Origin of the sequence: Pectobacterium sp. HCp5_1, from assembly GCF_032905925.1 — a bacterium.
Lineage (GTDB): Bacteria > Pseudomonadota > Gammaproteobacteria > Enterobacterales > Enterobacteriaceae > Pectobacterium > Pectobacterium brasiliense_A.
Map to the genome: position 1 here is coordinate 26,721 of NZ_JAUMIO010000027.1, position 24,769 is coordinate 51,489.

At 51.8% G+C, this 24,769-nt stretch carries 31 protein-coding genes and 1 pseudogene; 11 read left to right on the forward strand and 21 right to left on the reverse strand.

The window, feature by feature from the left end; translation table 11 throughout:
- Positions 1-23: 23 nt before the first annotated feature.
- From Q3A88_RS16720 to yjgA, 3 genes are all read right to left on the reverse strand, one after another.
- Positions 24-347 carry a type II toxin-antitoxin system RelE/ParE family toxin gene (locus tag Q3A88_RS16720; RefSeq protein ID WP_317178320.1) on the reverse strand — a complete coding sequence of 108 codons (324 nt, stop codon included), beginning with the start codon at positions 345-347 and terminating at the stop codon, positions 24-26.
- Positions 348-352: 5 nt separating this feature from the next.
- A complete protein-coding gene (locus tag Q3A88_RS16725; protein WP_233990859.1) occupies positions 353-613 on the reverse strand; it encodes a type II toxin-antitoxin system Phd/YefM family antitoxin in 261 nt (86 codons plus the stop codon).
- A gap of 168 nt (positions 614-781) precedes the next feature.
- Positions 782-1,333 carry a ribosome biogenesis factor YjgA gene (gene yjgA, locus Q3A88_RS16730; protein ID WP_010681569.1) on the reverse strand — a complete coding sequence of 184 codons (552 nt, stop codon included), beginning with the start codon at positions 1,331-1,333 and terminating at the stop codon, positions 782-784.
- A gap of 295 nt (positions 1,334-1,628) precedes the next feature.
- Between yjgA and pmbA the strand changes: the two genes are divergently transcribed.
- The gene (gene pmbA / locus Q3A88_RS16735) at positions 1,629-2,969 is read left to right on the forward strand and encodes a metalloprotease PmbA (RefSeq protein WP_010681570.1); all 1,341 of its coding nucleotides are present in this window, start codon (positions 1,629-1,631) and stop codon (positions 2,967-2,969) included.
- Positions 2,970-3,069: 100 nt separating this feature from the next.
- Here the strand turns inward: pmbA and rnk are convergent, their stop codons facing one another.
- The 12 genes from rnk to Q3A88_RS16795 form a co-directional block, all read right to left on the reverse strand.
- Positions 3,070-3,480: a nucleoside diphosphate kinase regulator gene (rnk, locus tag Q3A88_RS16740; RefSeq protein WP_014913850.1), complete on the reverse strand. Its 411-nt coding sequence runs from the start codon at positions 3,478-3,480 to the stop codon at positions 3,070-3,072.
- A gap of 171 nt (positions 3,481-3,651) precedes the next feature.
- The gene (gene npr / locus Q3A88_RS16745) at positions 3,652-3,924 is read right to left on the reverse strand and encodes a PTS phosphocarrier protein NPr (protein WP_010296626.1); all 273 of its coding nucleotides are present in this window, start codon (positions 3,922-3,924) and stop codon (positions 3,652-3,654) included.
- Between the two features lie 31 nt (positions 3,925-3,955).
- Positions 3,956-4,813, reverse strand: coding sequence for an RNase adapter RapZ (gene rapZ, locus Q3A88_RS16750; RefSeq protein ID WP_010296630.1), 858 nt, complete (start codon positions 4,811-4,813; stop codon positions 3,956-3,958).
- A 160-nt stretch (positions 4,814-4,973) separates the two neighbouring features.
- Positions 4,974-5,447, reverse strand: coding sequence for a PTS IIA-like nitrogen regulatory protein PtsN (ptsN, locus tag Q3A88_RS16755; RefSeq protein WP_039279069.1), 474 nt, complete (start codon positions 5,445-5,447; stop codon positions 4,974-4,976).
- Between the two features lie 95 nt (positions 5,448-5,542).
- The gene (gene hpf / locus Q3A88_RS16760; protein ID WP_010296634.1) at positions 5,543-5,830 is read right to left on the reverse strand and encodes a ribosome hibernation promoting factor; all 288 of its coding nucleotides are present in this window, start codon (positions 5,828-5,830) and stop codon (positions 5,543-5,545) included.
- 23 nt (positions 5,831-5,853) lie between these two features.
- Entirely contained in the window at positions 5,854-7,287 is a 1,434-nt protein-coding gene (gene rpoN, locus Q3A88_RS16765) for an RNA polymerase factor sigma-54 (RefSeq protein ID WP_317178321.1), read from the reverse strand.
- 49 nt (positions 7,288-7,336) lie between these two features.
- Positions 7,337-8,062: an LPS export ABC transporter ATP-binding protein gene (gene lptB, locus Q3A88_RS16770; protein ID WP_010296638.1), complete on the reverse strand. Its 726-nt coding sequence runs from the start codon at positions 8,060-8,062 to the stop codon at positions 7,337-7,339.
- A 3-nt stretch (positions 8,063-8,065) separates the two neighbouring features.
- Entirely contained in the window at positions 8,066-8,638 is a 573-nt protein-coding gene (lptA, locus tag Q3A88_RS16775) for a lipopolysaccharide ABC transporter substrate-binding protein LptA (protein ID WP_039279074.1), read from the reverse strand.
- Positions 8,619-9,185, reverse strand: coding sequence for an LPS export ABC transporter periplasmic protein LptC (gene lptC / locus Q3A88_RS16780; RefSeq protein WP_039522224.1), 567 nt, complete (start codon positions 9,183-9,185; stop codon positions 8,619-8,621). Before lptC ends, lptA begins: the two co-directional genes overlap by 20 nt.
- Positions 9,182-9,748 carry a 3-deoxy-manno-octulosonate-8-phosphatase KdsC gene (gene kdsC, locus Q3A88_RS16785; RefSeq protein ID WP_010296644.1) on the reverse strand — a complete coding sequence of 189 codons (567 nt, stop codon included), beginning with the start codon at positions 9,746-9,748 and terminating at the stop codon, positions 9,182-9,184. Before kdsC ends, lptC begins: the two co-directional genes overlap by 4 nt.
- 19 nt (positions 9,749-9,767) lie before the next feature.
- Positions 9,768-10,841: an arabinose-5-phosphate isomerase KdsD gene (kdsD, locus tag Q3A88_RS16790; protein ID WP_039547830.1), complete on the reverse strand. Its 1,074-nt coding sequence runs from the start codon at positions 10,839-10,841 to the stop codon at positions 9,768-9,770.
- Between the two features lie 53 nt (positions 10,842-10,894).
- Positions 10,895-11,860, reverse strand: a complete 966-nt coding sequence (locus Q3A88_RS16795; protein WP_317178322.1) for a calcium/sodium antiporter — start codon at positions 11,858-11,860, stop codon at positions 10,895-10,897.
- Positions 11,861-12,149: 289 nt separating this feature from the next.
- On the opposite strand from Q3A88_RS16795, the gene mlaF reads away from it, so the two are divergent.
- The 7 genes from mlaF (at position 12,150) to murA (ending at position 17,004) form a co-directional block, all read left to right on the forward strand.
- Positions 12,150-12,962, forward strand: a complete 813-nt coding sequence (gene mlaF / locus Q3A88_RS16800; protein WP_039279090.1) for a phospholipid ABC transporter ATP-binding protein MlaF — start codon at positions 12,150-12,152, stop codon at positions 12,960-12,962.
- 7 nt (positions 12,963-12,969) lie between these two features.
- A complete protein-coding gene (gene mlaE, locus Q3A88_RS16805; RefSeq protein ID WP_010280162.1) occupies positions 12,970-13,752 on the forward strand; it encodes a lipid asymmetry maintenance ABC transporter permease subunit MlaE in 783 nt (260 codons plus the stop codon).
- Positions 13,753-13,756: 4 nt separating this feature from the next.
- Positions 13,757-14,323, forward strand: coding sequence for an outer membrane lipid asymmetry maintenance protein MlaD (gene mlaD / locus Q3A88_RS16810; RefSeq protein WP_014913859.1), 567 nt, complete (start codon positions 13,757-13,759; stop codon positions 14,321-14,323).
- 12 nt (positions 14,324-14,335) lie between these two features.
- A complete protein-coding gene (mlaC, locus tag Q3A88_RS16815) occupies positions 14,336-14,965 on the forward strand; it encodes a phospholipid-binding protein MlaC (protein WP_014913860.1) in 630 nt (209 codons plus the stop codon).
- A gap of 13 nt (positions 14,966-14,978) precedes the next feature.
- Positions 14,979-15,269: a lipid asymmetry maintenance protein MlaB gene (mlaB, locus tag Q3A88_RS16820; RefSeq protein ID WP_317178323.1), complete on the forward strand. Its 291-nt coding sequence runs from the start codon at positions 14,979-14,981 to the stop codon at positions 15,267-15,269.
- A gap of 134 nt (positions 15,270-15,403) precedes the next feature.
- Positions 15,404-15,658: a BolA family iron metabolism protein IbaG gene (gene ibaG / locus Q3A88_RS16825; RefSeq protein WP_010280170.1), complete on the forward strand. Its 255-nt coding sequence runs from the start codon at positions 15,404-15,406 to the stop codon at positions 15,656-15,658.
- An 83-nt stretch (positions 15,659-15,741) separates the two neighbouring features.
- Complete coding sequence (gene murA, locus Q3A88_RS16830) at positions 15,742-17,004, forward strand: UDP-N-acetylglucosamine 1-carboxyvinyltransferase (RefSeq protein ID WP_317178324.1); 1,263 nt, start codon at positions 15,742-15,744, stop codon at positions 17,002-17,004.
- 106 nt (positions 17,005-17,110) lie between these two features.
- Here murA and degS read toward each other — a convergent pair whose 3' ends face one another.
- The 3 genes from degS to zapG form a co-directional block, all read right to left on the reverse strand.
- On the reverse strand, positions 17,111-18,208 hold the full coding sequence (degS, locus tag Q3A88_RS16835; RefSeq protein WP_110162840.1) for an outer membrane-stress sensor serine endopeptidase DegS: 1,098 nt from the start codon (positions 18,206-18,208) through the stop codon (positions 17,111-17,113).
- A gap of 137 nt (positions 18,209-18,345) precedes the next feature.
- A complete protein-coding gene (degQ, locus tag Q3A88_RS16840) occupies positions 18,346-19,716 on the reverse strand; it encodes a serine endoprotease DegQ (protein ID WP_014913864.1) in 1,371 nt (456 codons plus the stop codon).
- Positions 19,717-19,976: 260 nt separating this feature from the next.
- Entirely contained in the window at positions 19,977-20,381 is a 405-nt protein-coding gene (gene zapG / locus Q3A88_RS16845; RefSeq protein ID WP_005975485.1) for a Z-ring associated protein ZapG, read from the reverse strand.
- 221 nt (positions 20,382-20,602) lie between these two features.
- Here zapG and zapE point away from each other — a divergent pair, with 221 nt between their 5' ends.
- From zapE to rpsI, 3 genes are all read left to right on the forward strand, one after another.
- Positions 20,603-21,754, forward strand: a complete 1,152-nt coding sequence (gene zapE, locus Q3A88_RS16850) for a cell division protein ZapE (protein WP_110162860.1) — start codon at positions 20,603-20,605, stop codon at positions 21,752-21,754.
- A gap of 237 nt (positions 21,755-21,991) precedes the next feature.
- A complete protein-coding gene (gene rplM / locus Q3A88_RS16855; RefSeq protein WP_005975488.1) occupies positions 21,992-22,420 on the forward strand; it encodes a 50S ribosomal protein L13 in 429 nt (142 codons plus the stop codon).
- Positions 22,421-22,435: 15 nt separating this feature from the next.
- Positions 22,436-22,828 (forward strand): 30S ribosomal protein S9, encoded by a 393-nt coding sequence (rpsI, locus tag Q3A88_RS16860; protein ID WP_010280182.1) that lies wholly within the window; start codon positions 22,436-22,438, stop codon positions 22,826-22,828.
- A gap of 85 nt (positions 22,829-22,913) precedes the next feature.
- Here the strand turns inward: rpsI and Q3A88_RS16865 are convergent, their stop codons facing one another.
- From Q3A88_RS16865 to Q3A88_RS16875, 3 genes and pseudogenes are all read right to left on the reverse strand, one after another.
- Complete coding sequence (locus Q3A88_RS16865) at positions 22,914-24,242, reverse strand: MFS transporter (RefSeq protein ID WP_317178325.1); 1,329 nt, start codon at positions 24,240-24,242, stop codon at positions 22,914-22,916.
- 213 nt (positions 24,243-24,455) lie between these two features.
- Positions 24,456-24,647 (reverse strand): annotated as a pseudogene (locus Q3A88_RS16870) (L-idonate 5-dehydrogenase); the annotation flags it as partial.
- Between the two features lie 28 nt (positions 24,648-24,675).
- Positions 24,676-24,769, reverse strand: a 94-nt coding sequence (locus tag Q3A88_RS16875; protein WP_317177888.1) for an IS1 family transposase, incomplete at its 5' end; no start/stop codon positions are given.

Below are 24,769 nucleotides of genomic sequence, written 5' to 3' on the forward strand. Positions count from 1 at the left end.
TTTTATTCAATGGGGAATGTTATTTATTGAATTAGAAGCCTTTTGAATAGATGAGTTCTGAAGTCCCTTCTGGTATTGATAAACAGATGAATTAGAACGATGTTGTCGTCAAATTCGTACACGACTCTTGTTTGTCTGACCAGTATGTATTTGACGTTTGTGACGCCAAGTTCTTTCAGTTCGTCAATATAGCTGCCACTTTGAGTGGTTTGCTTAATGCGCTGGATGGCTGCTTTGTATTCTGCATTGATCGTGTTCCATACAGAATCGCCAAATTTTGCTCTGACATACTGCTTAATGTCTTTGAGTTCTTCCTTGGCACTGTCAAGGATGACAATGTTTCTCATCACCATCAGTCGTCCATTTCATCCAAAAAAGATTCCGCATCGGAATATTTACCTTCCGTAAACGCTTTTCTCCCCAACGCTAACAGCTTCAGCAAAGCAAATGTTTCTTGTTGTTTTTCATATTCCGTGATGTCCATAATCACCATTTTAGCTTCACCATTTTGGGTGATAATAATGGGTTCGGGGTTGACAGCGAACTCCTTGACGATCTCCGCTGCACTGGATTTTAGGTAGGTGATAGGTTTGATTTGTTCGGCAAGGGACATGATAATTCCTTGGTTTCTTTTTGTACATAATGTGGCTTTTGGACAGAATACGAACCGAATTCTGTCCTGTCAAGAAATTACCCAATGGTGCAAGAAAGCCAAAATATCTCTCATTGCGAGTATTGATAAAGCACGGGATGAGTCATTCTGCTCATCCCACGATCGCCGTTAGTCTGTGGTTTCAGCCAGTTCGCGCAGATACTGGAAGATCTGGCGGGCGGATTTTGGCGGCTTGTTCGTCGCTTTCTCTTTCTGTGCATTACGCACCAGAGAACGTAACTGCTGACGGTCAGCGTGAGGATACAGCGCCAGAATATCGGGAACCACATCGTCACCTTCTTCAATCAGACGGTCGCGCAGCTGTTCCAGTTTATGGAATAACGCGACCTGCTGATTATGACGGTTGTTCAGTTTATCCAGCGCGGTTTGGATCGGCTCTGGATCGCGGGCGCGGAGCATTTTACCAATCAGCTGTAGCTGACGGCGGCGGCCTTCTTTCTTGATCCGCTGCGCCAGTTCCACCGCCGCACGCAGATCGTCGTCCAACGGGATCTTCTCCAGGGCGTTTTTGCCCAGATCGACCAGTTCCGCGCCGAGATCTTTCAGCGCTTCGGCATCGCGCTTTATTTCACTTTTGCTGACCCAGATAATTTCATCATCTTCGTCGTCTTCTTGGTTATCTGGGACGTCATTCAGCCAGTCTTCGTACTTTTGCTTCATGGTTGGCTCCTAAAAAGTGTCCAGGAGCAATTCGTAACGCTACGCGTAGCGGCTCCGGGATGGTGAACAGCGTGCCCACCAGAAAAAAGAGGCTGATACTAACAGGTTTGGGCTTTGTGCGAAATTGTCCGTAGATCCTGTTAGACTAGAAAGCATTATGCTACACCATTTTATGCTCCTCATACTTCACGTTACCTACGTGTTGGCTGCGTGAAGTATAGAGAGTATACGCCCCTTTTGTGCTCGTTGCGGGGATGATGATGGTGAGCTTTCTTCCACTCATTATGGCAGAACAATGACGATAACTACTCAGGTTGCAGAGCAGCGTAAAGCGCTGGAGCTCGCGGTTGCTCAGGCGCTGGAACTGGCGCGTGCCGGTTCTGATGCGGCAGAAGTCGCGGTGTCAAAAACGACGGGCATTAGCGTCAGTACCCGTTATGGTGATGTTGAAAATGTTGAATTCAACAGCGATGGCGCGTTGGGCATTACGGTTTATCACCAACAGCGTAAAGGCAGCGCATCGTCTACCGATCTCAGCCCAGATGCGATAGCCCGTACCGTACAGGCCGCGCTGGATATTGCTCGCTATACCTCTGTCGATCCGTTTGCTGGCCCGGCGGATCGGGATCTTCTGGCGTTCGACGCGCCGGATCTGGATCTGTTCCATCCAACCGAGCTGGATGCGGATCGCGGCATTGAATTAGCCGCTCGCGCAGAGCAGGCCGCATTACAGGCTGACAAGCGCATCACCAACACCGAAGGCGGCAGTTTTAACAGCCACTACGGCGTTAAGGTGTTCGGCAATAGCCACGGCCTGCTGAAAAGTTACTGCTCTAGCCGTCATTCTATGTCCAGCTGTGTGATTGCCGAAGTGAATGGCGATATGGAGCGCGATTATGCCTACACCGTTGGCCGTGCGCTGGATGACTTGCGCAGCCCGGAATGGGTGGGCGAAGAGTGCGCACGCCGCACGTTATCCCGACTGTCACCGCGTAAGCTGCCTACCATGCAGGCACCGGTGATGTTTTCTGCGGAAGTGGCGACGGGCCTGTTTGGCCATTTGGTTGGCGCTATCAGCGGCGGCAGCGTTTATCGTAAATCCACTTTCCTGCTGGATAAGCTGGGTCAGCAGATTCTGCCGGAGTGGCTGACGATTGAGGAACAGCCGCATCTGCTGAGAGGGCTGGCCTCTACGCCGTTCGACAGCGAAGGCGTGCGGACGCAGGCGCGTGACATTGTGAAGGCGGGCGTGTTGCAGACCTGGCTCATGACAAGCTACTCCGCGCGTAAGTTGGGAATGCAGAGCACCGGCCATGCGGGTGGCATTCATAACTGGCGGATTGCCGGACAGGGGCTGGATTTCAACGGTATGTTGAAACAGATGGGCAAAGGCCTGCTGGTGACCGAACTGATGGGGCAGGGTGTGAGCGGTGTGACGGGGGATTATTCCCGTGGAGCATCCGGCTTCTGGGTCGAAAACGGTGAAATTCAGTATCCGGTCAGCGAGATTACTATCGCGGGTAACCTGAAAGACATGCTGCGCAATATTGTGACGGTGGGGAATGATATCGAAACCCGAAGCAATATCCAGTGTGGTTCCGTGTTGCTGCCAGAGATGAAGATCGCAGGGGAATAAGCCTGCTCTTTGTGAGTAACCGTCGCCGTCGGCAGTGTCCGACGGCTGTTACTCTATGCCTTATTAGCACGCATTTATAGCAGAGTCGCACCTTGCTGGTTTAGCGGTGGTACTCGCCTGCGGCTTCAGGCTGATAGAGTAGTTCTAGTACTTCAATTCGCGTTTCTTCACCGTTTGGCAACTGCCAGGTGATCGAATTTCCCACATGCATTCCCAATAGTGCCGCGCCCAGCGGAGCCATCACCGACAGCGGTTCTTGACTGTCCTTCACCGCGGCCGGATAAACCAGCGTGCGGATGTGCTCTTCGTTGGTATTCAGATCGCGGAAACGCACCCGACTATTCATGGTGACGACATGTGAGGGAATTGATGCCGAAGGCAGAATGTCTGCCCGATCCAGCTCCTCATTCAACGCCTGTGCGATATCGCTGTCCGCAAAGGCGGGCTGCTCCAATAACATATCCAGACGTTCTGCATCCAATTCACTGATTGTCAGGTTAGGTTTCGTCATACTCCTCTCCAGTTGGTATTTTCAGATGATATAAAAATAACCCCCCGCGCCCAAAGGAGCAGGGGGTATAAGAAAATATTATGATTTATAGAGGTAGATAGTAGGAGGTTCGGAAGGGAAAGTGAAGCGCTCCTTGCTACGAAGGCTGGCAGATAGCCTGCTAAGGAAATGCTAGTCCTCGTCGAACCCAGCTTCGAACAGCCCGATGACGGCGGCAAGCGCCTGCTCTTCATCCGGGCCTGTCGCTTCTACCTCGATGAGCCGCCCTTTGGCCGAGTCCAGCATTAGCATGGCAATCACGCTGCTGGCTTCGGCTTCGGTGCCGCTGTCATTACGCAGTATCACTTCAGCATCAAAGCTCTGCACCAGCTCGAACAGCTTCATGGCTGGGCGAGCGTGCATGCCCAGCTTGTTTTTGATTTCAACCGTTTGCCGGACTGTCATAGGTTACCTGGTTGGTCTGGTTTGCCGACTCTTACGAGGGTTTACGTTTTTCCAGCGTACGGTGGCGAGACTGTACGTTCTTACCGCGTGAACGGAAGTAGTCTGCCAGCTGTTCGGCGACGTAGACGGAACGGTGTTTACCGCCGGTACAGCCAATGGCGACAGTCAGGTAGCTGCGGTTATTGGTTTCCAGCATCGGCAGCCACAGTTCCAGATAGCTGCGAGTCTGGTAGATGAAGTTGTGAACTTCGGTGTGCCTGTCGAGGAAGGACGCAACGGGCTTATCCAGACCGGTCATCGGGCGCAGTTTCGGATCCCAATGTGGATTCGGCAGGAAGCGCACGTCAAAGACGTAATCCGCATCGATAGGGATACCGTGCTTGAAGCCGAACGATTCGAACACCATCGTGAGCTCGCGTTCTCGCTTGCCGAGCAATCGGGTACGCAGCATCTCGGCCAGTTCATGTACCGACATCTCTGAGGTGTCGATAATCAAGTCGGCGCGTGAGCGCAGCGGCTCCAGCAGGTCACTTTCTTCATCAATCGCGCTTTCCAGTGACAGATTCTTGCTGGAGAGCGGGTGAAGGCGACGGGTGTCGCTGTAGCGACGGATCAGCGTATTGCGATCGGCATCCAGAAACAGCAGTTGAGGCGAGAAGCTTGGCGGCAGTTGCTCCATGGCATGCTCGAAGATCTCGGGTGATTCCGGCATATTGCGCACGTCAATGCTGACTGCTGCGGAAATGTTACGTGCCGCAAGCGTATTAGCCAGTTCTGGCAGTAGAACCACTGGCAGGTTATCTACGCAGTAGAACCCCATATCTTCCAGTGCGCGCAGGGCGACAGATTTCCCTGAACCTGAGCGACCACTGACAATCATCAGCACCATCTGACGACTCCCCTCTGGCAACGTGATGGCGAATTTACATTGCCACTGTTTTTATAAAGTGATGTATAGCTAAAAAAATGACGGCTTAGCGCAGGGATTGCAAGCATTCTCTGAATCCACGGCGAATCGCCCGTCATCGTGAACATGACAACCATCCGGCTTAACCGGCTTCCGTCATAATCTGGTACAGCTCTTCATCGCTTTGCGCCGCACGCAGGCGTCGGCAAACCGTTTTATCCGCCAGCCGCTTGGCAACAAGCGACAGGGTATGCAAATGGGTTTTACATTGTTCCGCTGGAACCAGCAAGGCAAAAAGCAGATCAACGGCCTGATTATCAATGGCATCGAAAGCGATCGGTTGCTCTAACTGGATGAAAACACCGATGGCACCCAGCGCATTATCGTCTTCCAGCTTACCGTGAGGAATGGCAATTCCGCCGCCGATTCCCGTACTACCCATCCGCTCCCGGGTCAGGATGGCATCAAAGATAATCTGCGAAGGAATGTTAAGCTGCCTGGCGGCCAGCTCACTGATAATTTCCAATGCCCGTTTCTTACTCTGGCAGTGGACGGTGCTTCGGGTGCACTCAGGACGTAATACGGTGCTGAGCTGCAATACGGGATCGTGGTTCATTTTATTTTCACTTAACGACGCTTTCACTTCTGGTGATCCCGACCCACCCGATGGATGGGCCGAGTTTGTCCTTTGCCAAATGGCAAAGAAGAAAATTAGTGCTGCTTGAGTTTATCTTTATGCTTATTGAGCTGTCTCGCCAGCTTATCAATCAATAAATCTATCGCGGCGTACATATCTGCCGCCTCTGAGGTTGCATGCAGCTCGCCGCCATTCACGTGGAGCGTGGCCTCGGCAATTTGCTGAACTTTTTCCACTCTCAATACCACATTGACCTGATTAATCCGGTCAAAATACTGCTCTAATTTGGCAAACTTGCCATTCACAAAATCACGCAGTGGTTCAGTGATATCGATGTGGTGTCCGGTAATGTTGAGCTGCATAGTGTCTTCCTTCTCTGTTGAGATCAAACCAGTTGTTTACGCTGATTCGATGGTGGGATAGATAAAGACTCTCGGTATTTTGCAACGGTTCGACGCGCCACGATGATGCCCTGATCGGAGAGCAGTGCCGTAAGCTTGCTATCGCTCAGTGGCTTCACGGGGTTTTCCGCTGCAATAAGCTTCTTCACCAACGCGCGGATTGCCGTTGACGAGGCTTCTCCGCCGCTATCGGTATTAACGTGGCTGGAGAAGAAATATTTTAGCTCAAAAATGCCGCGCGGGCTGTGCAGGAACTTCTGTGTCGTCACGCGTGAGATGGTCGATTCATGCATATCCACCGCTTGAGCGATGTCTGCCAGTACCATGGGCTTCATGAATTCTTCACCCTGCTCGAAGAAATCCTGCTGCTGTTCGACGATGCAGCGGGTGACCTTCAGCAGCGTGTCATTGCGACTTTCCAGGCTTTTGATGAGCCAACGCGCTTCTTGCAGATTGCTGCGGATAAACTGCCCGTCGCTGTCGTTGCGCGCGCTGTTACCCAGCGCAGCATACTGCTGGTTAATCTGCAGCCGGGGAACGCTGTCGGTGTTCAGTTCGACGGCCCAGATCCCCTGAACTTTACGTACCAGCACATCAGGAATCACGTATTCGGATTCACCGGTGTTGATCGATTGTCCCGGACGGGGATCGAGCGATTGGATTAGCGCCAGCGCTTCTTTCAGCACCTCTTCTTTCAGACGAGTAACGCGGATCAGGCTGCGGAAATCATGGTTGGCTAACAGATCGAGATGATCGCTGACGATCAGACGCGCTTCGTTCAGGCGTGGCGTGTCGTCGGCGAATTGGGAAAGCTGCACCAGCAGACAATCACGCAGATCGCGAGCGGCGACGCCAACGGGATCGAAGCGCTGCACGCGTTTTAGCACGGCTTCAACCTCTTCCAGCGTCACGTCGTCGTCACCGATGCTGTCAAGAATGTCCTGCAACGGTACGGTCAGGTAACCCGTGTTGTCGACTGCATCGACGATAGAGGTTGCGATAGCCGCGTCGGTGTCTGAAAACGGGGTTAGCTCAACCTGCCACATCAGGTAATCCTGAAGCGTTTGCGTGGTTTCGCCTTGATAAATTGGCAGTTCTTCATCGCGATAGTCGGTGCCAGTGCCCGACGGCGTGCCTGCGGAGTAGATTTCATCCCAGGTAGCATCGAGCGGCAATTCTTCCGGCATGTCTCTTTGTTCAAGGGCTTCACCGGTATCCAGTGAATCGCTGTCTGCCTTTTCAAATGACTCGATTTCGTCGTGCTGATCCGTTTGTTCGAGCAACGGATTACTTTCTAACGCCAGTTGAATCTCCTGTTGCAATTCAAGCGTGGACAGTTGCAACAGGCGGATCGCCTGTTGGAGCTGTGGAGTCATGGCCAGTTGCTGGCTAAGCCTGAGTTGCAAACCTTGCTTCATAAATCGCGCTAACGTCCCATAAGTACTGCAAAGAGAAGATATTACCCTATCAGAGTCGGAAGCCTTCGCCCAGATAGACGCGTTTCACCTGTTCATCGGCCAGAATATCAGTCGGTGAACCGTGGGCGATCAGGTTGCCCTGACTCACGATATAGGCTCGTTCACAGACATCAAGCGTTTCGCGGACGTTATGATCGGTAATCAACACGCCAAGCCCGCTGTCACGCAGATGCTCAATGATTTTTTTAATATCCAGTACGGAGATCGGGTCTACGCCCGCAAACGGTTCATCCAGCAGGATGAACTTCGGATTCGCTGCCAGCGCACGCGCAATTTCTACGCGGCGTCTTTCTCCACCGGACAGCGATTGTCCCAGACTATCGCGCAAATGAATAATATGGAATTCTTCCATTAGCTCATTGGCACGATCTTCTTGCTGTTCGGTCGTCAGATCTTTACGGATCTGTAACACCGCCATCAGATTGTCATACACGCTTAAGCGACGGAAGATCGAGGCTTCCTGCGGCAGATAGCCGATGCCGCGCAGCGCGCGTTCGTGCAAAGGAAGCAGGCTGATGTCGTCGTCATCAATGACGATACGTCCTTCATCACGCGGGACGATGCCTACGACCATGTAGAACGTTGTCGTTTTGCCAGCACCGTTCGGCCCGAGCAGGCCGACGATTTCGCCGGAATTCACGGTGAGACTGACGTTTTCCACGACCTTACGGCCTTTGTAAGCCTTGGCGAGATTTTCTGCGGTTAATGTTGCCATAACTTATTCAGTGACCCGTGGTTGCGGTTGCTGAGAACGAGAAGGCTGGCTCTTGTTCTCTTTCTCCTGAAGCTGGGAAGGAACCAACACTGTCGTCACGCGTTTTCCTTTGTCGCTGGTCGCTTCCATCTGCTGCTGTTTCACCAGATAAGTGATGCGATCGCCTTTGACATTGCTGTCCTGCTGTTCCAGATAGGCATTGCCCGTCAGTACCAAAAAGTCTTTGGCCAGCTCGTAGCGGATTTTCTGCGCGTGACCTTTTACCGGTTTGCCGTTGTCCTGCATCTGGTAGAACGTCACGGGGTTGCCGTAACCTTCCACCACTTCACTGCCTTGCGCGCCCTGTGGACGCGTCACGACGACCTTGTCGGCTTTTACTTCAATCGTGCCTTGCTTCACGACAACATTGCCAGTGAACGTCACCGTGTTGCCCTGCATGTCCAGAGATTGCTGTGCTGAATCAATGTGAATAGGTTGATTGCTATCGCCGGTCACGGCAAAGGCGGAAACGCTGACGGCGAACAGCGAGCTGGCGATCAGGGTGTTACGCATCAGATTATTGGTTTTGGATTTCATAAGAGGTTTTTACCTTTTCGATCAACTCGGCCGTTTTGTTACGCAGATTCCCGCGCATTTTCATTCCGCTTGACGTGAAGCTGGCGCCGTACAGGGTGACTTCATCATCTGAAGAGACGTCCTGCGTGACCAGATTCACCTGGGCATTATTCGTTGTGATGCGCTGAAGCTGTGCGTCTTTCGTCAGGCTATTCACCTCAACGTTGCCGTACAGATAGAGCATCTTGTCTTTTGTCAGCTTGGCGCGATCGGCGCGTACTGACCAGGTTGCGGTGCCTTGTTCATTGAACAGCGTGGCGACAGGCTTGGTAAACCAGCTCAACTGCTCGTCGTTGAAATACTCCGCTTTTTCCGAAACCAGTCTGTAGCTCAGCTTACCCGCAGGACTGTATACCTGCGTATTCGTCTTTTCGCTGGTATAAACCGGCACGGCGGGGTCGTTTGCACCCGGTGCTGCTACCGTGTCGTCATCTGCAATATTCCAGCCGATGAGGATAAGCACCAACAGGGCCAGAAAAGCGGTGAGCCAACGCTTGGTTTTACTCATATTGACAACCCTTTGGCATGCTCCAGCTTGTCCTGCGAGAACAGAATCAAATCACACAGCTCACGTACTGCGCCACGGCCTCCCGCAATGCGGGTGACATAATCTGCGCGTGGTAACAGCAGCGGATGGGCGTCTGCCACGGCAACGCTCAGCCCGACCTGCGCCATCACTGGCCAGTCGATCATATCGTCGCCGATATATGCCACCTGATTTGCCGTTACTGACAGTTTATCCAACAGATCGTTGAAGGCCAAAACCTTATCCGATTGCCCCTGATAGAGATGGTTAATGCCCAGCGTCTTACACCGATCTTCCAGCAATTTTGCTGAACGCCCGGTAATGATGGCAACCTCAATATCAGACGTCAGCAAGCAGCGAATGCCATAGCCGTCGCGGACGTTAAAGGCTTTCAGCTCTTCGCCGTGATTACCCATATAAATCAGACCATCGGACATCACGCCGTCAACGTCGCAAATTAACAGGCGAACCTCACGGGCTTTATCCAGTACCTGTTGATCGACAGGCCCATAGCAGGTATCGGTTTGCGCCCTGACTTCACTCATTCACTATTATCCTTTCTTTTTAAACCACGCCAGCCCGCAGCATATCGTGCATGTGGACGATCCCGACCAGACGATCGTTTTCTGCCACTAGCACGGAGGTGATGTGGCGCGACTGCATCAGGTTAAGTGCATCCACCGCCAGCGTTTGCGGTGTGACCCGGATGCCGCCCGCGGTCATCACATCAGCAATGCGCGCGCTGTTCAAGTCAATATTCATGTCGAAGATGCGGCGCAGGTCACCATCGGTAAAGATGCCCTGAATTTTCATATCCGCCTCGCAGATTACCGTCATACCCAGATTTTTGCGCGTAATTTCCACCAGCGCATCACGCAGCGAGGCATCGTGTGGGACATGGGGAATCTCATCACCCGAATGCATGATATCGCTGACGCGCAGTAAAAGTTTGCGGCCAAGTGCGCCACCGGGGTGAGAAAGGGCGAAATCTTCGGCAGTAAAGCCGCGCGCCTGTAACAACGCGACAGCCAGCGCGTCGCCCATGACCAGCGTTGCGGTGGTGCTGGTGGTGGGCGCCAGACCGAGTGGGCAGGCTTCCTGCGGGACGTGAACGCACAGGTGAATATCCGCCGCCTTGCCCATCGTACTTTCTGGTGCGCTGGTCATGCAGATCAGGAACACTTTCTGGCGTTTCAAAACCGGAATCAGCGACAGAATTTCATGGGACTCGCCAGAGTTGGAAATAGCAATCACGATATCGTGCGGCGTCACCATGCCGAGGTCACCGTGGCTGGCTTCGCCCGGATGAACAAAAAAAGCAGGTGTACCGGTGCTGGCGAAGGTCGCGGCAATCTTGCAGCCGATGTGGCCGGATTTGCCCATTCCCATCACCACCACTTTGCCCTGGCAATCGAATATCTTTTTGCAGGCGAGGGTAAAGTTGTCATCAATGTACTGGTCTAATTGCGCAAGCCCATCGCGCTCAATACTCAGTACTTGCTTGCCTGCTTGCTGGAAATCGAAATCTGCTGGTAGTTCATGAGCCTTTTGTAACCTATGGCCGGTTTGTGAGCCATGATCGGATAGTGCACGGTCAGACTGCTGTTTTAGATGAGCATCTTGTTCAAACTGTGACATACCAATAGTCCTGATTATGATGAAAAACAGAGCGTCTTATGAAAAACAGGTTCTTATGAAAAAAAGAACAGGGTCGTCAGATAGGCGATAAAGGCGCAGCATAATAATGCGCCTGCGCCCTGTCCTATACGGCGTTTTTTGCTGAGGCACAGTGCGGTTAACAGCACGCTCGCCGCCAGCATGACCCAATAGTCGCGCTGAAAAGCCTGAGGGTTCAGTGCGCCCGGCGAGAGCAGAGCAGGTACGCCCAGAACAATCGCAATATTAAAAATGTTCGAGCCAATCAGGTTGCCCAGCGCAATATCATCTTCTTTCTTCAGCGTCCCGACGATGGCGGTAGCCAGCTCAGGCAAACTGGTGCCAATCGCCAAGATGGTCAGCCCGATAGTCAACTCACTGATATCGAAGTAGCGTGCAATGACGGTAGCGTTATCCACCACCATACGAGCGGCCATGGGTAAAATAATCATGCCGAGAATCAACCACAGCACGGCGACCATCTGGCTGCTGTCATCCTGCGGGAGTTCCGCCAGTTGTTCGCGCGTCAGGCTATCGCCGCCTTCCCGCTGCGCCTGTTGTGCCATGCGAAGTATCAACACCAGACACAGAATAGCGGCAAAGAGCAGCATGATGCCGTCGGTGCGGCTCAGGTAGCTATCATGCAGTAAAACGCCACACAATAAAGTGACGGACAACATGAGCGGCAATTCTCGGCGCAGGATGGCCGAATGTACCGTTAGCGGGCGAATGAGTGCCGCGCTGCCGAGAATGAGTAAAATATTGGTGATATTGGAACCCAGAACATTACCGACGGCCATGTCGTTCTGATCGTTCAACGCTGCGGTAACCGAAACGATCAGCTCGGGTAGCGAGGTGCCGAAGCCGACAATGGTGATGCCGATAACGAAAGGCGGTAAGCCAAGAGAACGCGCAAGCACGGCGGCACCATAGACAAGACGATCGGCACCGTAAACCAGTAATAGCAAACCAACGAACAAGAGTAGTGTTGCAAAAAGCATGCAGCGTCCTTTAATAGGATATAATCACCGGCCTGTTGTCGAATAAGTCAGTATTTCTGGACGATTTTCGCACAAAAAGCATTTTCTGTGATGAGTGCTAATTCTGACGGTGCTTGGCGAAAAAGTAAAACCTGTCGCGATAAGTAAAACCCAGTAACGGTTTGTGCCGCCATTTTGGACAAGAACTTACGGTAAGTTTTTGTAAAACTCGCACCTTGATGAAAGCCAGCCGTTAGGCTGGAGTAAAAGACCTCTGTATGAGCGTACTGATGGGTAAGGAATGGAAATAATGAACCATGAGGCAACTAATCTGGTCGAGATCCGTGGTCTTAGCTTTCGGCGCGGAGAGCGAGAGATTTTTACGGACATCACGCTGAATGTGCCTAAAGGCAAGGTCACCGCGATTATGGGGCCTTCCGGTATCGGTAAAACCACGCTGTTGCGCCTGATTGGCGGGCAGCTACCGCCGGACAGCGGTGAAATCTGGTTTGATGGTGAGAATATCCCGACGTTGTCGCGCAGTGAGTTGTACAACGCGCGCAAGAAAATGAGCATGTTGTTTCAGTCCGGTGCGTTATTCACCGATTTGAACGTGTTTGATAATGTCGCCTGGCCGCTGCGTGAACATACCAAACTGCCGGAAGAACTGTTGCGTAGCATCGTCATGATGAAGCTGGAGGCGGTGGGGCTACGCGGTGCGGCGAAACTGATGCCAGCGGAGCTTTCCGGCGGCATGGCGCGGCGCGCGGCGTTGGCGAGAGCCATCGCGCTCGACCCGCAACTGATTATGTTTGATGAGCCTTTTGTCGGGCAAGACCCGATTACGCTCGGGACACTGGTGAAGCTCATCGACGAGTTGAATCATGCATTGGGCGTGACCTGCATTGTGGTTTCTCACGATGTGCCGGAGGTGATGAGCATTGCCGATTACGCGTACATCGTGGCCGATAAGCGGGTGATCGGGGAAGGGACAGCGGACCAACTGAGGGCAAACAATGACCCGCAGGTTCGTCAGTTCCTGGATGGTATCGCCGACGGGCCCGTGCCTTTCCGTTTTCCGGCGGGTGACTATAAAACGTCGCTGCTTGGTTCAGGGGGTTAACGCAGTCATGTTATTACGGACGTTGGCGTCGTTGGGGCGTCAGGGAATCTCCACCAGTGCCTCGTTTGGGCGTGCCGGGCTGATGTTGTTTAATGCGCTGGTGGGTAAACCCGAATTCAGAAAACAGTGGCCGCTGTTGGTGAAACAGCTTTACAGCGTGGGCGTGCAATCGCTGCTTATCATCATGGTTTCCGGCCTGTTTATCGGCATGGTGCTGGGGTTACAGGGCTATATCATCCTGACGACTTACAGCGCAGAGGCCAGCCTGGGCATGATGGTGGCACTGTCGCTGCTGCGTGAACTCGGTCCGGTGGTGACGGCATTGCTGTTCGCGGGCCGTGCGGGCTCCGCACTGACGGCAGAAATTGGCCTGATGAAGGCGACAGAGCAGCTCTCCAGCATGGAGATGATGGCGGTCGATCCGCTGCGCCGCGTTGTCGCGCCGCGCTTCTGGGCAGGGTTAATCAGCATGCCGCTGCTGGCGGTGATTTTTGTCGCGGTGGGCATTTGGGGCGGCGCGCTGGTCGGTGTGGACTGGAAAGGCATCGACAGTGGGTTCTTCTGGTCTGCCATGCAGGGCGCGGTTGACTGGCGTCAGGATGTCTTGAACTGCGTGATTAAAAGTATCGTATTTGCGATTACCGTGACCTGGATTGCACTGTTTAACGGCTATGACGCGATCCCGACGTCTGAAGGGATCAGCCGTGCAACGACCCGAACTGTCGTGCACTCGTCGTTAGCGGTACTGGGATTGGATTTTGTGCTGACAGCACTGATGTTTGGGAACTGAGTCGATGCAAACAAAGAAAACTGAAGTCTGGGTTGGTGTGTTTATGTTGATCGCGCTGGCTGCCATCCTCTTTTTATGCCTGAAAGTCGCCGATCTTAAATCGATTGGTAGCGAGCCGACGTATCGTCTGTATGCGACGTTTGACAACATTGGCGGGCTGAAAGCGCGTTCTCCGATCAGAATTGGCGGCGTAGTGGTTGGCCGCGTAGCGGATATTTCGCTGGACGAGAAAACGTACCTGCCACGCGTAGCGATGGATATTCAGCAGCGCTACGATCATATTCCTGATACCAGCTCTCTGGCTATTCGTACCTCCGGCTTGCTGGGAGAACAGTATCTGGCGCTGAACATTGGGTTTGAAGATGAAGAAATGGGCACCGCGATCCTGAAAGACGGAGGTGTGATTCAGGATACCAAGTCAGCGATGGTGCTTGAAGATCTCATCGGTCAATTCCTATATAAGAGCGGCAGCAATAGCGAAGATAATGCCGGTCAATCAGGTACGGAACCGGGTGCCAATCCTGCGGCAACCCCTGAACACAACAACGAACCTGTTCCTTCACATCCATAAGAGGATATCTGCATGTTTAAACGTTTACTGATGGTGGCTTTACTGGTGGTCGCGCCATTAGCCAACGCGGCGGATCAAACGAACCCTTATCGTTTAATGAATGAAGCGGCGGAAAAAACTTTTGATCGTTTAAAGAACGAACAGCCAAAGATCAAACAAAACCCTGATTATTTGCGTACCGTCGTACGTGAAGAGCTGCTGCCGTATGTTCAGGTGAGATACGCCGGTGCGCTGGTTCTGGGTCGTTACTACAAAGATGCGACACCGGCACAGCGTGATGCCTATTTCAAAGCGTTTGAAGCCTATCTGGAGCAGGCTTACGGCCAGGCGCTAGCAATGTATAACGGGCAGACCTATGAGATTGTCCCTGAGAAACCGCTGGGCGATGCCGATATCGTTTCTATTCGCGTCACCATCATTGATAACGGCGGCCGTCCTCCGGTTCGTCTGGATTTCCAATGGCGTAAGAACAGTAAAACCGGTAACTGGCAGGCGTACGACATGATTGCCGAAGGTGTCAGTATGATCACCACCAAGCAGAACGAGTGGGCGGCAATATTGCGTCAGAACGGCGTGGATGGCCTGACTAAACAGCTGGAATCCTCGGCGAAGCAGACCATCACGTTGGATCAGAAAAAGTAATTTGGGTACAAACATGGCGAACGCATTGAACTGGCAGACACAGGAATCAACGCTGGCGTTAACGGGCGATCTGGATCGTGAAACGCTGTTACCGTTCTGGCAGCAGCGTGAATCGTTGCTGGCGGGTAAAACGACGCTGGATGTGTCTGGATTAAACCGCGTTGATTCTGCCGGGTTAGCATTGCTGATGCACGTTTATCAGCAGTCGTCTTCAGGCGGAGAGATAACGATTGTCGGTGCCAGCGATCGGCTAAAAACGCTCATTGCGCTCTATAACCTGAATGAAATCATCCCTGTGTCTTAAACGGTAACGCGGGTTACCGGATACGCCCCTTTAGGCATCGTCTGAAGGGGCGTATTCTTTGTTTAAGATAGCGTCATATTCATCTAAGATACCTCCCTGTAAATCATCTCCCCCTGACATAGAAATCGAGAGCGATGGAAAATAACGAAATTAAAGACGTGCTGATGAACGCATTGGCACTGGAAGAAGCCCATGTTTCTGGTGATGGCAGCCATTTTCAGGTCATCGTAGTGGGCGGACTTTTTGCTGGAATGAGCCGAGTCAAAAAACAGCAGGCCGTTTATGCGCCGCTGATGGAGTACATCGCGGATAACCGTATTCATGCGTTGTCGATCAAGGCTTATACGCCGGAAGAGTGGCAACGCGACCGTAAACTGAACGGCTTCTAAGTATTATTCTCCGTGCGAGTGGGAATAAACGGCCGGTATCAGTGTGACGACATATTGAATTAAGACATTGAGATACAAAGACTATGGATAAATTTCGTGTTCAGGGCCCAACCCGCTTAGCGGGGGAAGTGACCATTTCTGGCGCCAAGAATGCTGCGTTGCCCATCCTGTTCGCTGCGCTACTCGCAGAAGAGCCGGTAGAAATTCAGAACGTACCGAAACTGCGCGATATTGATACCACCATGAAGCTGCTTGGTCAGCTGGGTGCGCGCGTTGAGCGTAACGGTTCCGTCCATGTGGATGCCAGCGATGTAAACGTGTTCTGTGCGCCGTACGATCTGGTGAAAACCATGCGCGCCTCTATTTGGGCTTTAGGGCCGCTGGTGGCGCGTTTTGGTCAAGGTCAGGTCTCGCTGCCCGGCGGCTGTGCGATTGGCGCGCGTCCGGTAGATTTGCACATTTATGGCCTGGAGCAGCTCGGTGCGCAGATCGTACTGGAAGAAGGCTATGTCAAAGCAACGGTTGATGGCCGCCTGAAAGGTGCGCACATCGTGATGGATAAAGTGAGCGTGGGTGCCACGGTCACCATCATGAGTGCGGCGACGCTGGCGGAAGGCACCACGATTATTGAGAACGCCGCGCGTGAGCCAGAGATTGTCGATACGGCGAACTTCCTGAATACGCTGGGTGCGAAAATCAGCGGTGCAGGCACGGATAAAATTACCATTGAAGGTGTTGCGCGTCTGGGCGGCGGTGTTTACCGCGTGGTGCCTGACCGTATTGAGACCGGGACATTCCTGGTCGCGGCTGCGGTATCTCGTGGTCAGATTATGTGTCGCAATACCCGTCCTGATACGCTGGATGCGGTGTTGGCGAAGCTGCGCGAAGCGGGCGCGGAGATCGAAGTTGGCGAAGACTGGATCAGTCTGGATATGCACGGTAAGCGTCCAAAAGCCGTTACCGTTCGCACGTCGCCGCATCCGGGGTTCCCGACCGATATGCAGGCGCAGTTCAGCCTGCTGAATCTGGTTGCGGAAGGGACGGGCGTGATTACCGAAACCATCTTCGAAAACCGCTTCATGCACGTGCCTGAACTTATCCGTATGGGCGCACAGGCGGAAATTGAGAGCAACACGGTAATTTGCCACGGCGTTGATAAGCTGTCTGGTGCGCAGGTGATGGCGACCGACTTACGTGCGTCAGCCAGTCTGGTATTAGCCGGTTGTATCGCGGAAGGTGTGACGATAGTCGATCGTATTTATCACATCGATCGTGGCTATGACCGCATCGAAGATAAGCTGCGTGCGTTAGGTGCGAATATCGAGCGCGTTAAAGAGCACGAGTAAGCGTTTTAGCTGGTTTATCTTCGCAATCAGGTTTGTCAGCCGGGTGGGTTCCCACCCGGTTTCTTGTTTAGCTGCCGATGTGACTTTATCAACGGCCTGACTGCCGTTATTGGGTAGGGAATTCCTGAATCGTCATTTGCAGCGTGATTTGATTTTTATCACGCACAATCGTGACCGGAATGACAGTGCCGGGGCGTATTTCCGAAACCTGTTCCATGGTTTCAATAATCGAGCGTGCAGGCTTATTGTTCACGCTAACAATGACGTCTTCGACGCGAATACCCGCTTTATCCGCTGGTCCACCTGGATCGATAGTCTGAACGAGAATCCCGCTTAATCTATCCTGCGCATCACGATTGCTGGTCGACGTACTGTTCTCAATATTCTCGATCTGTACGCCGTTAACGCCAATATAGCCACGCACCACGCGGCCATCGCGGATGAGTTTTCCCATCACCTTGGTCGCCAGCGCGACGGGAATGGCGAAGCTAATGCCTTCCGGTGTTTCACCGTTGCTACTTTTATCAAACGAGAGGGTGTTAATACCGACCAGTTCACCAAGCGTATTGACCAGCGCACCGCCGGAATTTCCGTGGTTAATTGAGGCATCGGTTTGCAGCAAGTTTTGGCGTCCTACCTGACTTCTTTGCTGACCGTATGTACTAAGACTGACACGGCCAGTGGCGCTGATGACGCCCTGCGTGACGGTTTGCCCCAGATTATAAGGGTTGCCGATCGCCATCACGACATCGCCGACGTGCGGTATGCGGTCTGGATTTATCGGAATAACGGGCAGGTTGACGCCATCAATTTGCAACACAGCCAAGTCCGTCAGGCTATCGGAGCCGATCACGCGGGCTTCGTACAGCCTGCCGTCTGACAGCTCTATCTGGATTTGCTGCACGTTATTGATCACATGCTTGTTGGTTAAAATATACCCTTTTTCATTCATGATGACGCCGGATCCGAGAGGATGAATGGCGACTTCGCTGGGTTTTCCCTCTTTAGCAACCCGGTTATAAACGTTCACCACAGCAGGCGCCGCATGGCTGACGCCCTGATGGTAGCTTATGGGCGAGCCATCACGATTTTTGTCATTGCCTTTCAGAAACGACGTGCCAGACCCGACAAAGGGCAGTACGGCCAGAATAATACCGGCGACGAGGGCACCAAAGAGCGCTGAACGTAATAACTTAGCAAGCATGGCCGTGATTTACTGTGGAAAAAGGGAGATAGGAGGAGGATATCACGAGAAGTTCGGACACCGCATGGCTCGGTGTCCGATTTTTTAACATTAGCGATGTTCTGGCCAGTTAAGCTGCCGAAAAAGACGGCAGGCGATTAACGTAGCAGCAGATAAATCGTTTCTTCGCCCCGGACGATATTCAAGGCCAGAACGGAAGGCTTCGCTTCCAGCAGTTTGCGCAGTTGCGTGATGTTTTCAATACGCTCGCGGTTCACGCCGATGATGACATCGCCTTTTTGCAGACCGACCTGTGCCGCAGGGGTGTCCTTAGCAACGTTATCGATCTGTACGCCTTTGCTGCCGTCTTTCAATTGGCCATTAGTCAGAGAAGCCCCCTGCAATGACGGTGAAAGCGTTTCAGCGCTGGTTGATGCCGATGAGCTGTTATCCAACACAACGGAAACTTCCTGCGGTTTCCCATCACGCAGCAGGCCGATTTTCACGGTCTTGCCCGGCGCGGTGGTGCCAACTTTGGCCCGCAGTTCTGCAAAGCTGCTGATGGGTTTACCATCCAGCGTCGTCAACACGTCGCCCGCCTTGATACCGGCTTTGGCTGCGGCAGATTTCGGTAAGACTTCGCTGACGAAGGCCCCGCGCTGCGCGTCGACGTTGAAGGCTTTCGCCATTTCCGACGTCATCTCGCTGCCTTTAATACCCAGCAGACCGCGTTTCACTTCGCCAAATTCAACCAGCTGTTGCGCCAGATTCTGGGCCATGTTGCTAGGGATCGCGAAGCCGATACCGATGTTTCCGCCGCCTGGCGCCAGGATCGCGGTGTTGATACCGATCAGTTCGCCGTTAAGGTTAACCAGCGCACCGCCGGAGTTACCGCGGTTGATAGACGCATCGGTCTGGATGAAGTTTTCTAACCCTTCAAGATTCAGGCCGCTACGTCCCAGCGCGGAGATAATACCGGACGTCGCAGTCTGGCCAAGGCCGAACGGGTTACCCACGGCAACGGCAAAATCACCGACGCGCAGTTGATCGGAATCGGCCATTTTTACAGAGACCAGATTCTTGGCGTCATTCAGCTGTAGCAGGGCGATATCGGTCTGCTCATCACGCCCAATCAATTTCGCCTCATACTCACGTCCGTCATTAAGCTGGACGCGGATCTTATCGGCGTTATTGATCACGTGATTGTTGGTGAGCACGTAACCTTTTGCAGCATCAATAATGACACCAGAGCCCAGTCCTTCAAACGGGCGAGAATTTTGTTTGTCCGTCGGGAAGTTAGGGCCAAAGAAGAACTTGAATTCTTCCGGTACGCGCTGACGCTGTACCTGTGTACCTTCAACATGCACGCTGACGACGGCTGGCAAGACTTTCTCCAGCATCGGGGCCAGACTTGGCGTTTGTTGGCCTTGAACCACGGCAGGCAGCGCAGCATTTGCAGCGGGAAGCGTGGACAGGGTCAAACCTATACTCATTGCCAGTGCACTAAATAGTAATGATGTTTTTTTCATTGTTATTAACTCTCTCACGGCCTGCGGATGAATAAAACGATGATATATAAACTTAAAGACACGGTGAAGAGTCAGACTGGCGATCAATGTGTAAAGTTCACTGCTGTTTCGTCAGCAGATTGTAACTATCGCGTTTTTAATGCGTGATCGGACGATGGCAGCCTGCGGTACGCGTCTTAAACGTACAAGCGTTTTAAGCGTAGAACAAGAGAGGGGAAAGCGTGAGACAGAAAGCCCCACGCTTAAGGTAATTGAATGAATTACTTGCGAATCGGGCGTTCGCCCCGCAGCAGGCCTGATGCACCGTCGGAATAATCGCGCGGCGGCATGTTCACCGGAGCCTGATCGTTATCCGCTTCTGATTCGGTCAGACGATATTTAAACGGATTATCCTGACCGGGAACGTTAGGTAACAGGTTATTGGAGCTTTTCGCCATGTGTTGATAAAGCTGACGATAATCATCCGCCATGTTATCCAACAGCTCCGCACTGCGGGCGAAGTGACCCACCAATTCCTGACGATAATCTTCCAGTTCGGTTTTGCTTTTCTCCAGCTCATTCTGCAATACCTGCTGTTGCCGCAGCTTACGGTTACCAAAGCGCATGGCTACAGCACCAATAATAATACCGACAACTAAACCTATCAGCGCATACTCCCAAGTCATAATAGCTCCTATTTTGACGTCGTTGTCCCGTAGGGTTTTTCACTTAATAATAGTCACTATAACCGTTAACCTTGCCTGAGTGGAATCCTGATACTCGATGACAGAAAGGAATGTTGACCTACCGCAGACATCAAGGTTGTTAACTGCGACGATTACGGCTTAAATCGACGACAACACACAGCAAAACACGACTAACTTTTTTCTCAGGGATTGCGATGGCTATGGTTATTCCACAGACAACACAACAGCAAACAACACCCTTGGCGCTTTATCAGCAGGCGCTTTCCGCTGGTGAATATCAGCCGGACGAGGTGCAACGGCAAACCGTTGTGCGCCTGGAAGCGATACATCAGGCGTTATGTGAACGCGCTGCTGATGGCGATGCGGGGGCATCCGACCGCGTGGGGAAATGGCGTAGCTGGCTGGGGCGACGTAATAAACGTGAATCTGCGCCGGTTCAAGGGCTGTACATGTGGGGCGGCGTCGGGCGCGGTAAAACCTGGCTGATGGATATGTTTTTCCACAGCTTGCCCGCCGAACGCAAGATGCGCCTGCATTTTCATCGTTTTATGCTGCGTGTGCATGAAGAACTGAACCAGTTTCAGGGGCAGGAAAATCCGCTGGAGAAAGTGGCCGACGGTTTTAAAGCCGAAACGGATGTGCTGTGTTTCGATGAATTTTTCGTCTCTGACATTACCGATGCGATGCTGCTGGCTGAGCTGTTGCGAGCGCTGTTTGCTCGTGGTATTGCGCTGGTGGCGACGTCGAATATTCCGCCAGACGACCTCTACCGTAATGGACTGCAACGCGCGCGTTTTTTGCCTGCGATTGAGCTGATTAAGCAGTATTGCGAAGTGCGTAATGTTGATGCGGGTATCGATTATCGTCTGCGTACGCTGACGCAGGCACACCTTTATCTCTCGCCGCTGAATGAAGAGACGGATGCTGCGATGCAGCAGATGTTTACCCGCCTGACCGGGAAACCTTGGCAGACGCCGGGGCCAGTGCTGGAGATCAATCATCGTCCGTTATCGACACTTGGCGCGAGTGACGGCGTGCTGGCGGTTGATTTCCACACGCTGTGCACCGAAGCGCGTAGCCAGAATGATTACATCGCACTGTCGCGCCTCTATCACACGATGCTGTTGTACAATGTGACGGTGATGGAAACGAAGGAAGAGAACACCGCTCGCCGTTTTCTGGCACTGGTGGACGAGTGCTACGATCGCCGTATCAAATTGATTATTTCTGCGCAGGCATCGATGTTTGAGATCTATCAGGGAGATCACCTGAAATTTGAATACCAGCGCTGTTTATCCCGTTTGCAGGAAATGCAAAGCGAAGAGTACTTACGGCAGCCGCATTTGGCGTAACGCAGGCTGCGGTTTTTTAGTCATTTGCGTGTGAAAAAAGGTCGATCTTTGAGAATGACTTCTCTATAATCTTGCGACCCCACGTTACAACAAAGTTTTTTTCCCAAAAACTTTATAGTGCCGGCAATGGCTATTCGAAGGGGTAGGTTTGCTGGACTTGATGGTCGTGTGAGCCTCAACTGTTTTCGAGCGTTTGGGTGTTCACCAACGTGTAACTAATTATTGGGTAAGCTTTTAATGAAAACTTTTACAGCTAAACCAGAGACCGTAAAACGCGACTGGTACGTTGTTGATGCGAACGGTAAAACTTTAGGCCGTCTCGCTACTGAACTGGCTCGTCGTCTGCGCGGCAAGCATAAAGCGGAATATACTCCGCACGTTGATACGGGTGATTACATCATCGTTCTGAACGCTGACAAAGTTGCTGTAACTGGCAACAAGCGTACTGACAAGATTTATTATCATCACACCGGTCACATCGGTGGTATTAAACAAGCGACCTTTGAAGAGATGATTGCCCGCCGTCCTGAGCGTGTGATTGAAATCGCGGTTAAAGGCATGCTGCCGAAGGGCCCGTTGGGTCGTGCTATGTTCCGTAAACTGAAAGTTTACGCGGGCACCGAGCACAATCACGCGGCACAGCAACCGCAAGTTCTGGACATTTAATCGGGATTATAGGCAATGGCTGAAAATCAATACTACGGCACTGGTCGCCGCAAAAGCTCCGCCGCTCGCGTGTTCATCAAACCGGGCAACGGTAACATCGTTATCAACCAGCGTAGTCTGGAACAGTACTTCGGTCGCGAAACTGCCCGCATGGTAGTTCGTCAGCCGCTTGAACTGGTCGACATGGTTGGTAAATTTGATCTGTACATCACCGTTAAAGGTGGTGGTATCTCTGGTCAGGCTGGTGCGATCCGTCACGGTATCACCCGCGCTCTGATGGAGTATGATGAGTCTCTGCGTAGCGAACTGCGTAAAGCTGGTTTCGTTACTCGTGATGCTCGTCAGGTTGAACGTAAGAAAGTCGGTCTGCGTAAAGCACGTCGTCGTCCTCAGTTCTCCAAGCGTTAATTTCTGGCTGCTTTGCAGCGAAATCAATGCAAAAAACCCGGTGCTGGTCACCGGGTTTTTTTATGTCTAGCGTTTACCTTTACTGCTATTCCGTTGCGTTTTTTACATCATGCAGATCGCGATCTTTGACTTCTGGCATCAAAAGGGCGGATAGCAAGCCAATGCAGGAGTAGCAAATTAGCATCACCGCGATGGGATACCATGACCCTGTTATTTGGCAAAAAATACCCGCTAGCAAAGGACCGAGCCCCGTAGCGAATAACCCACCGATTTCTTTGGAAATTGCCATTTGGGAGAAGCGATTTTTCGAACCGAACATCTCTGCCATCGTGATTCCTTCGATAGCGGCTTGCCCCAGCACCGCGATGTTATGAATCAGGATTAAGCATACTGTTATCGTGGCAACTGCCTGCTCTTTATTCACGATGATTGAAATCATCGGATAAGCGAGAAGAATAGAACCCAGCGTCAGGATAATATAAGGAATGCGGCGCCCGATTCTATCTGATAGCCACCCCATCAATGGGATTGTCAGAAAGCCGATGACTGAACTAATCATGATGGCATCGGTTGGAACGGCCTTGCTAAATAGTAGCGTTTGTACCATGTAGCCAGCCAGGAAAGTCTGGATAATGCCCGAGTTCCCCGCCTGTCCGAAGCGAAGGCCTGTTGCAATCCAAAACGCTTTCCCTTTTAACAAAGACCAAAAAGGCGTGTGCTGGTGGGCGATTTCTTCTGTTTCTTGTACCCCTTCAAATACCGGGCTTTCTTTCAGATTCAGACGTAACCAGATAGCAAACCCCATCACCACGAAACTCGCAAGGAAGGGAAGACGCCAGGCCCAATCAATGATCTCTTCATTGCTAAAGAGGTAAAACATCGCAGCCCAAATGGCCGTCGCGCTCAATGTTCCGCAGTTGGTTCCCATTGCAACCAGTGAGGCAATAATGCCTTTTTTACCCTTAGGTGCATATTCTGCCAGCATGGTACTGGCACCAGAGATCTCTGCACCGGCACCCAGTCCCTGAATAACTCTAAGCACCACTAATAGAATCGGTGCCAGAATGCCAACCTGCTGGTAAGTTGGGAGTGCGCCTATTAATGTGGTACAAACACCCATTAATGCGATGGTAATAAACAGGACCTTCTTCCTGCCTACTCTATCTCCCATTTTCCCGAAGAAGACTGCACCGACAATACGGGCAATGTATCCTGCACCGTAGGTTCCCATCGCGAGGATTAATGCCATCGCAGCCGATTGTTCAGGGAAGAAAATTTCATGGAAGACCAACGCGGCACCAAGAGAATAGAGCTGGAAATCCATGAATTCTAGTGTGGTACCGAGCCAGCCAGAAACGGATGCCCTGGCAAGATCGGAGGTGCTTCTTTTAACCTTAACTGGAGATGAGTTCATAGTGTCACCATATGATTATTAGATTTAATTCAATATGCGGTGAGGTATAAATACCTGGTGGCACACACGAAAAATCATTTCCAGACAATATGTGGAAATAATTAATCGGTAGAATAATAAGAAAAACACCACATCTTGACTTTTGGTCAATAGCGTATTGCCAGCATTCCTTTGCCGTATTACTCCGATTTAAAATTAAAGGTGATATCTTTATTAAAATTTAACGAGTACTTTTGAAGAAATATTTTTATCACTTGCCGCAATTAATGCATTTTCAACATCGTGATAAGAATATTCAGCGGAGATAATGGGCTGTGGATTTATAATGCCTTTCTCCAGCCATTTAACCGCAGTAGCAAATTCATTAATGAATCGGAATGATCCTTTCCACGAGAGTTCTTTTACTGGTCACGTATTCAATATGTAGATCAGGTCATTGCAGATAATGTTCACGTTCGATGAATGTGCCGATTATCTTGTCATGCATTTCCACTGATTTTGAGTACCCGATAGTTTTACGATTCAGT

Coding starts and splice junctions, on each gene's coding strand:
- rpsI (WP_010280182.1), top strand. CDS start 22,436: ATGGCTGAAAATCAATACTACGGCACTGGTCGCCGCAAAAGCTCCGCC.
- ibaG (WP_010280170.1), top strand. CDS start 15,404: ATGGAAAATAACGAAATTAAAGACGTGCTGATGAACGCATTGGCACTG.
- npr (WP_010296626.1), bottom strand. CDS start 3,924: ATGACAGTCCGGCAAACGGTTGAAATCAAAAACAAGCTGGGCATGCAC.
- murA (WP_317178324.1), top strand. CDS start 15,742: ATGGATAAATTTCGTGTTCAGGGCCCAACCCGCTTAGCGGGGGAAGTG.
- rnk (WP_014913850.1), bottom strand. CDS start 3,480: ATGACGAAACCTAACCTGACAATCAGTGAATTGGATGCAGAACGTCTG.
- Q3A88_RS16865 (WP_317178325.1), bottom strand. CDS start 24,242: ATGAACTCATCTCCAGTTAAGGTTAAAAGAAGCACCTCCGATCTTGCC.
- yjgA (WP_010681569.1), bottom strand. CDS start 1,333: ATGAAGCAAAAGTACGAAGACTGGCTGAATGACGTCCCAGATAACCAA.
- lptC (WP_039522224.1), bottom strand. CDS start 9,185: ATGAGTAAAACCAAGCGTTGGCTCACCGCTTTTCTGGCCCTGTTGGTG.
- mlaE (WP_010280162.1), top strand. CDS start 12,970: ATGTTATTACGGACGTTGGCGTCGTTGGGGCGTCAGGGAATCTCCACC.
- Q3A88_RS16725 (WP_233990859.1), bottom strand. CDS start 613: ATGTCCCTTGCCGAACAAATCAAACCTATCACCTACCTAAAATCCAGT.
- pmbA (WP_010681570.1), top strand. CDS start 1,629: ATGACGATAACTACTCAGGTTGCAGAGCAGCGTAAAGCGCTGGAGCTC.
- mlaF (WP_039279090.1), top strand. CDS start 12,150: ATGAACCATGAGGCAACTAATCTGGTCGAGATCCGTGGTCTTAGCTTT.
- mlaB (WP_317178323.1), top strand. CDS start 14,979: ATGGCGAACGCATTGAACTGGCAGACACAGGAATCAACGCTGGCGTTA.
- zapG (WP_005975485.1), bottom strand. CDS start 20,381: ATGACTTGGGAGTATGCGCTGATAGGTTTAGTTGTCGGTATTATTATT.
- lptA (WP_039279074.1), bottom strand. CDS start 8,638: ATGAAATCCAAAACCAATAATCTGATGCGTAACACCCTGATCGCCAGC.
- rapZ (WP_010296630.1), bottom strand. CDS start 4,813: ATGGTGCTGATGATTGTCAGTGGTCGCTCAGGTTCAGGGAAATCTGTC.
- kdsC (WP_010296644.1), bottom strand. CDS start 9,748: ATGAGTGAAGTCAGGGCGCAAACCGATACCTGCTATGGGCCTGTCGAT.
- degS (WP_110162840.1), bottom strand. CDS start 18,208: ATGCTTGCTAAGTTATTACGTTCAGCGCTCTTTGGTGCCCTCGTCGCC.
- mlaC (WP_014913860.1), top strand. CDS start 14,336: ATGTTTAAACGTTTACTGATGGTGGCTTTACTGGTGGTCGCGCCATTA.
- rpoN (WP_317178321.1), bottom strand. CDS start 7,287: ATGAAGCAAGGTTTGCAACTCAGGCTTAGCCAGCAACTGGCCATGACT.
- mlaD (WP_014913859.1), top strand. CDS start 13,757: ATGCAAACAAAGAAAACTGAAGTCTGGGTTGGTGTGTTTATGTTGATC.
- hpf (WP_010296634.1), bottom strand. CDS start 5,830: ATGCAGCTCAACATTACCGGACACCACATCGATATCACTGAACCACTG.
- kdsD (WP_039547830.1), bottom strand. CDS start 10,841: ATGTCACAGTTTGAACAAGATGCTCATCTAAAACAGCAGTCTGACCGT.
- rplM (WP_005975488.1), top strand. CDS start 21,992: ATGAAAACTTTTACAGCTAAACCAGAGACCGTAAAACGCGACTGGTAC.
- degQ (WP_014913864.1), bottom strand. CDS start 19,716: ATGAAAAAAACATCATTACTATTTAGTGCACTGGCAATGAGTATAGGT.
- ptsN (WP_039279069.1), bottom strand. CDS start 5,447: ATGAACCACGATCCCGTATTGCAGCTCAGCACCGTATTACGTCCTGAG.
- lptB (WP_010296638.1), bottom strand. CDS start 8,062: ATGGCAACATTAACCGCAGAAAATCTCGCCAAGGCTTACAAAGGCCGT.
- Q3A88_RS16795 (WP_317178322.1), bottom strand. CDS start 11,860: ATGCTTTTTGCAACACTACTCTTGTTCGTTGGTTTGCTATTACTGGTT.
- zapE (WP_110162860.1), top strand. CDS start 20,603: ATGGTTATTCCACAGACAACACAACAGCAAACAACACCCTTGGCGCTT.
- Q3A88_RS16720 (WP_317178320.1), bottom strand. CDS start 347: ATGAGAAACATTGTCATCCTTGACAGTGCCAAGGAAGAACTCAAAGAC.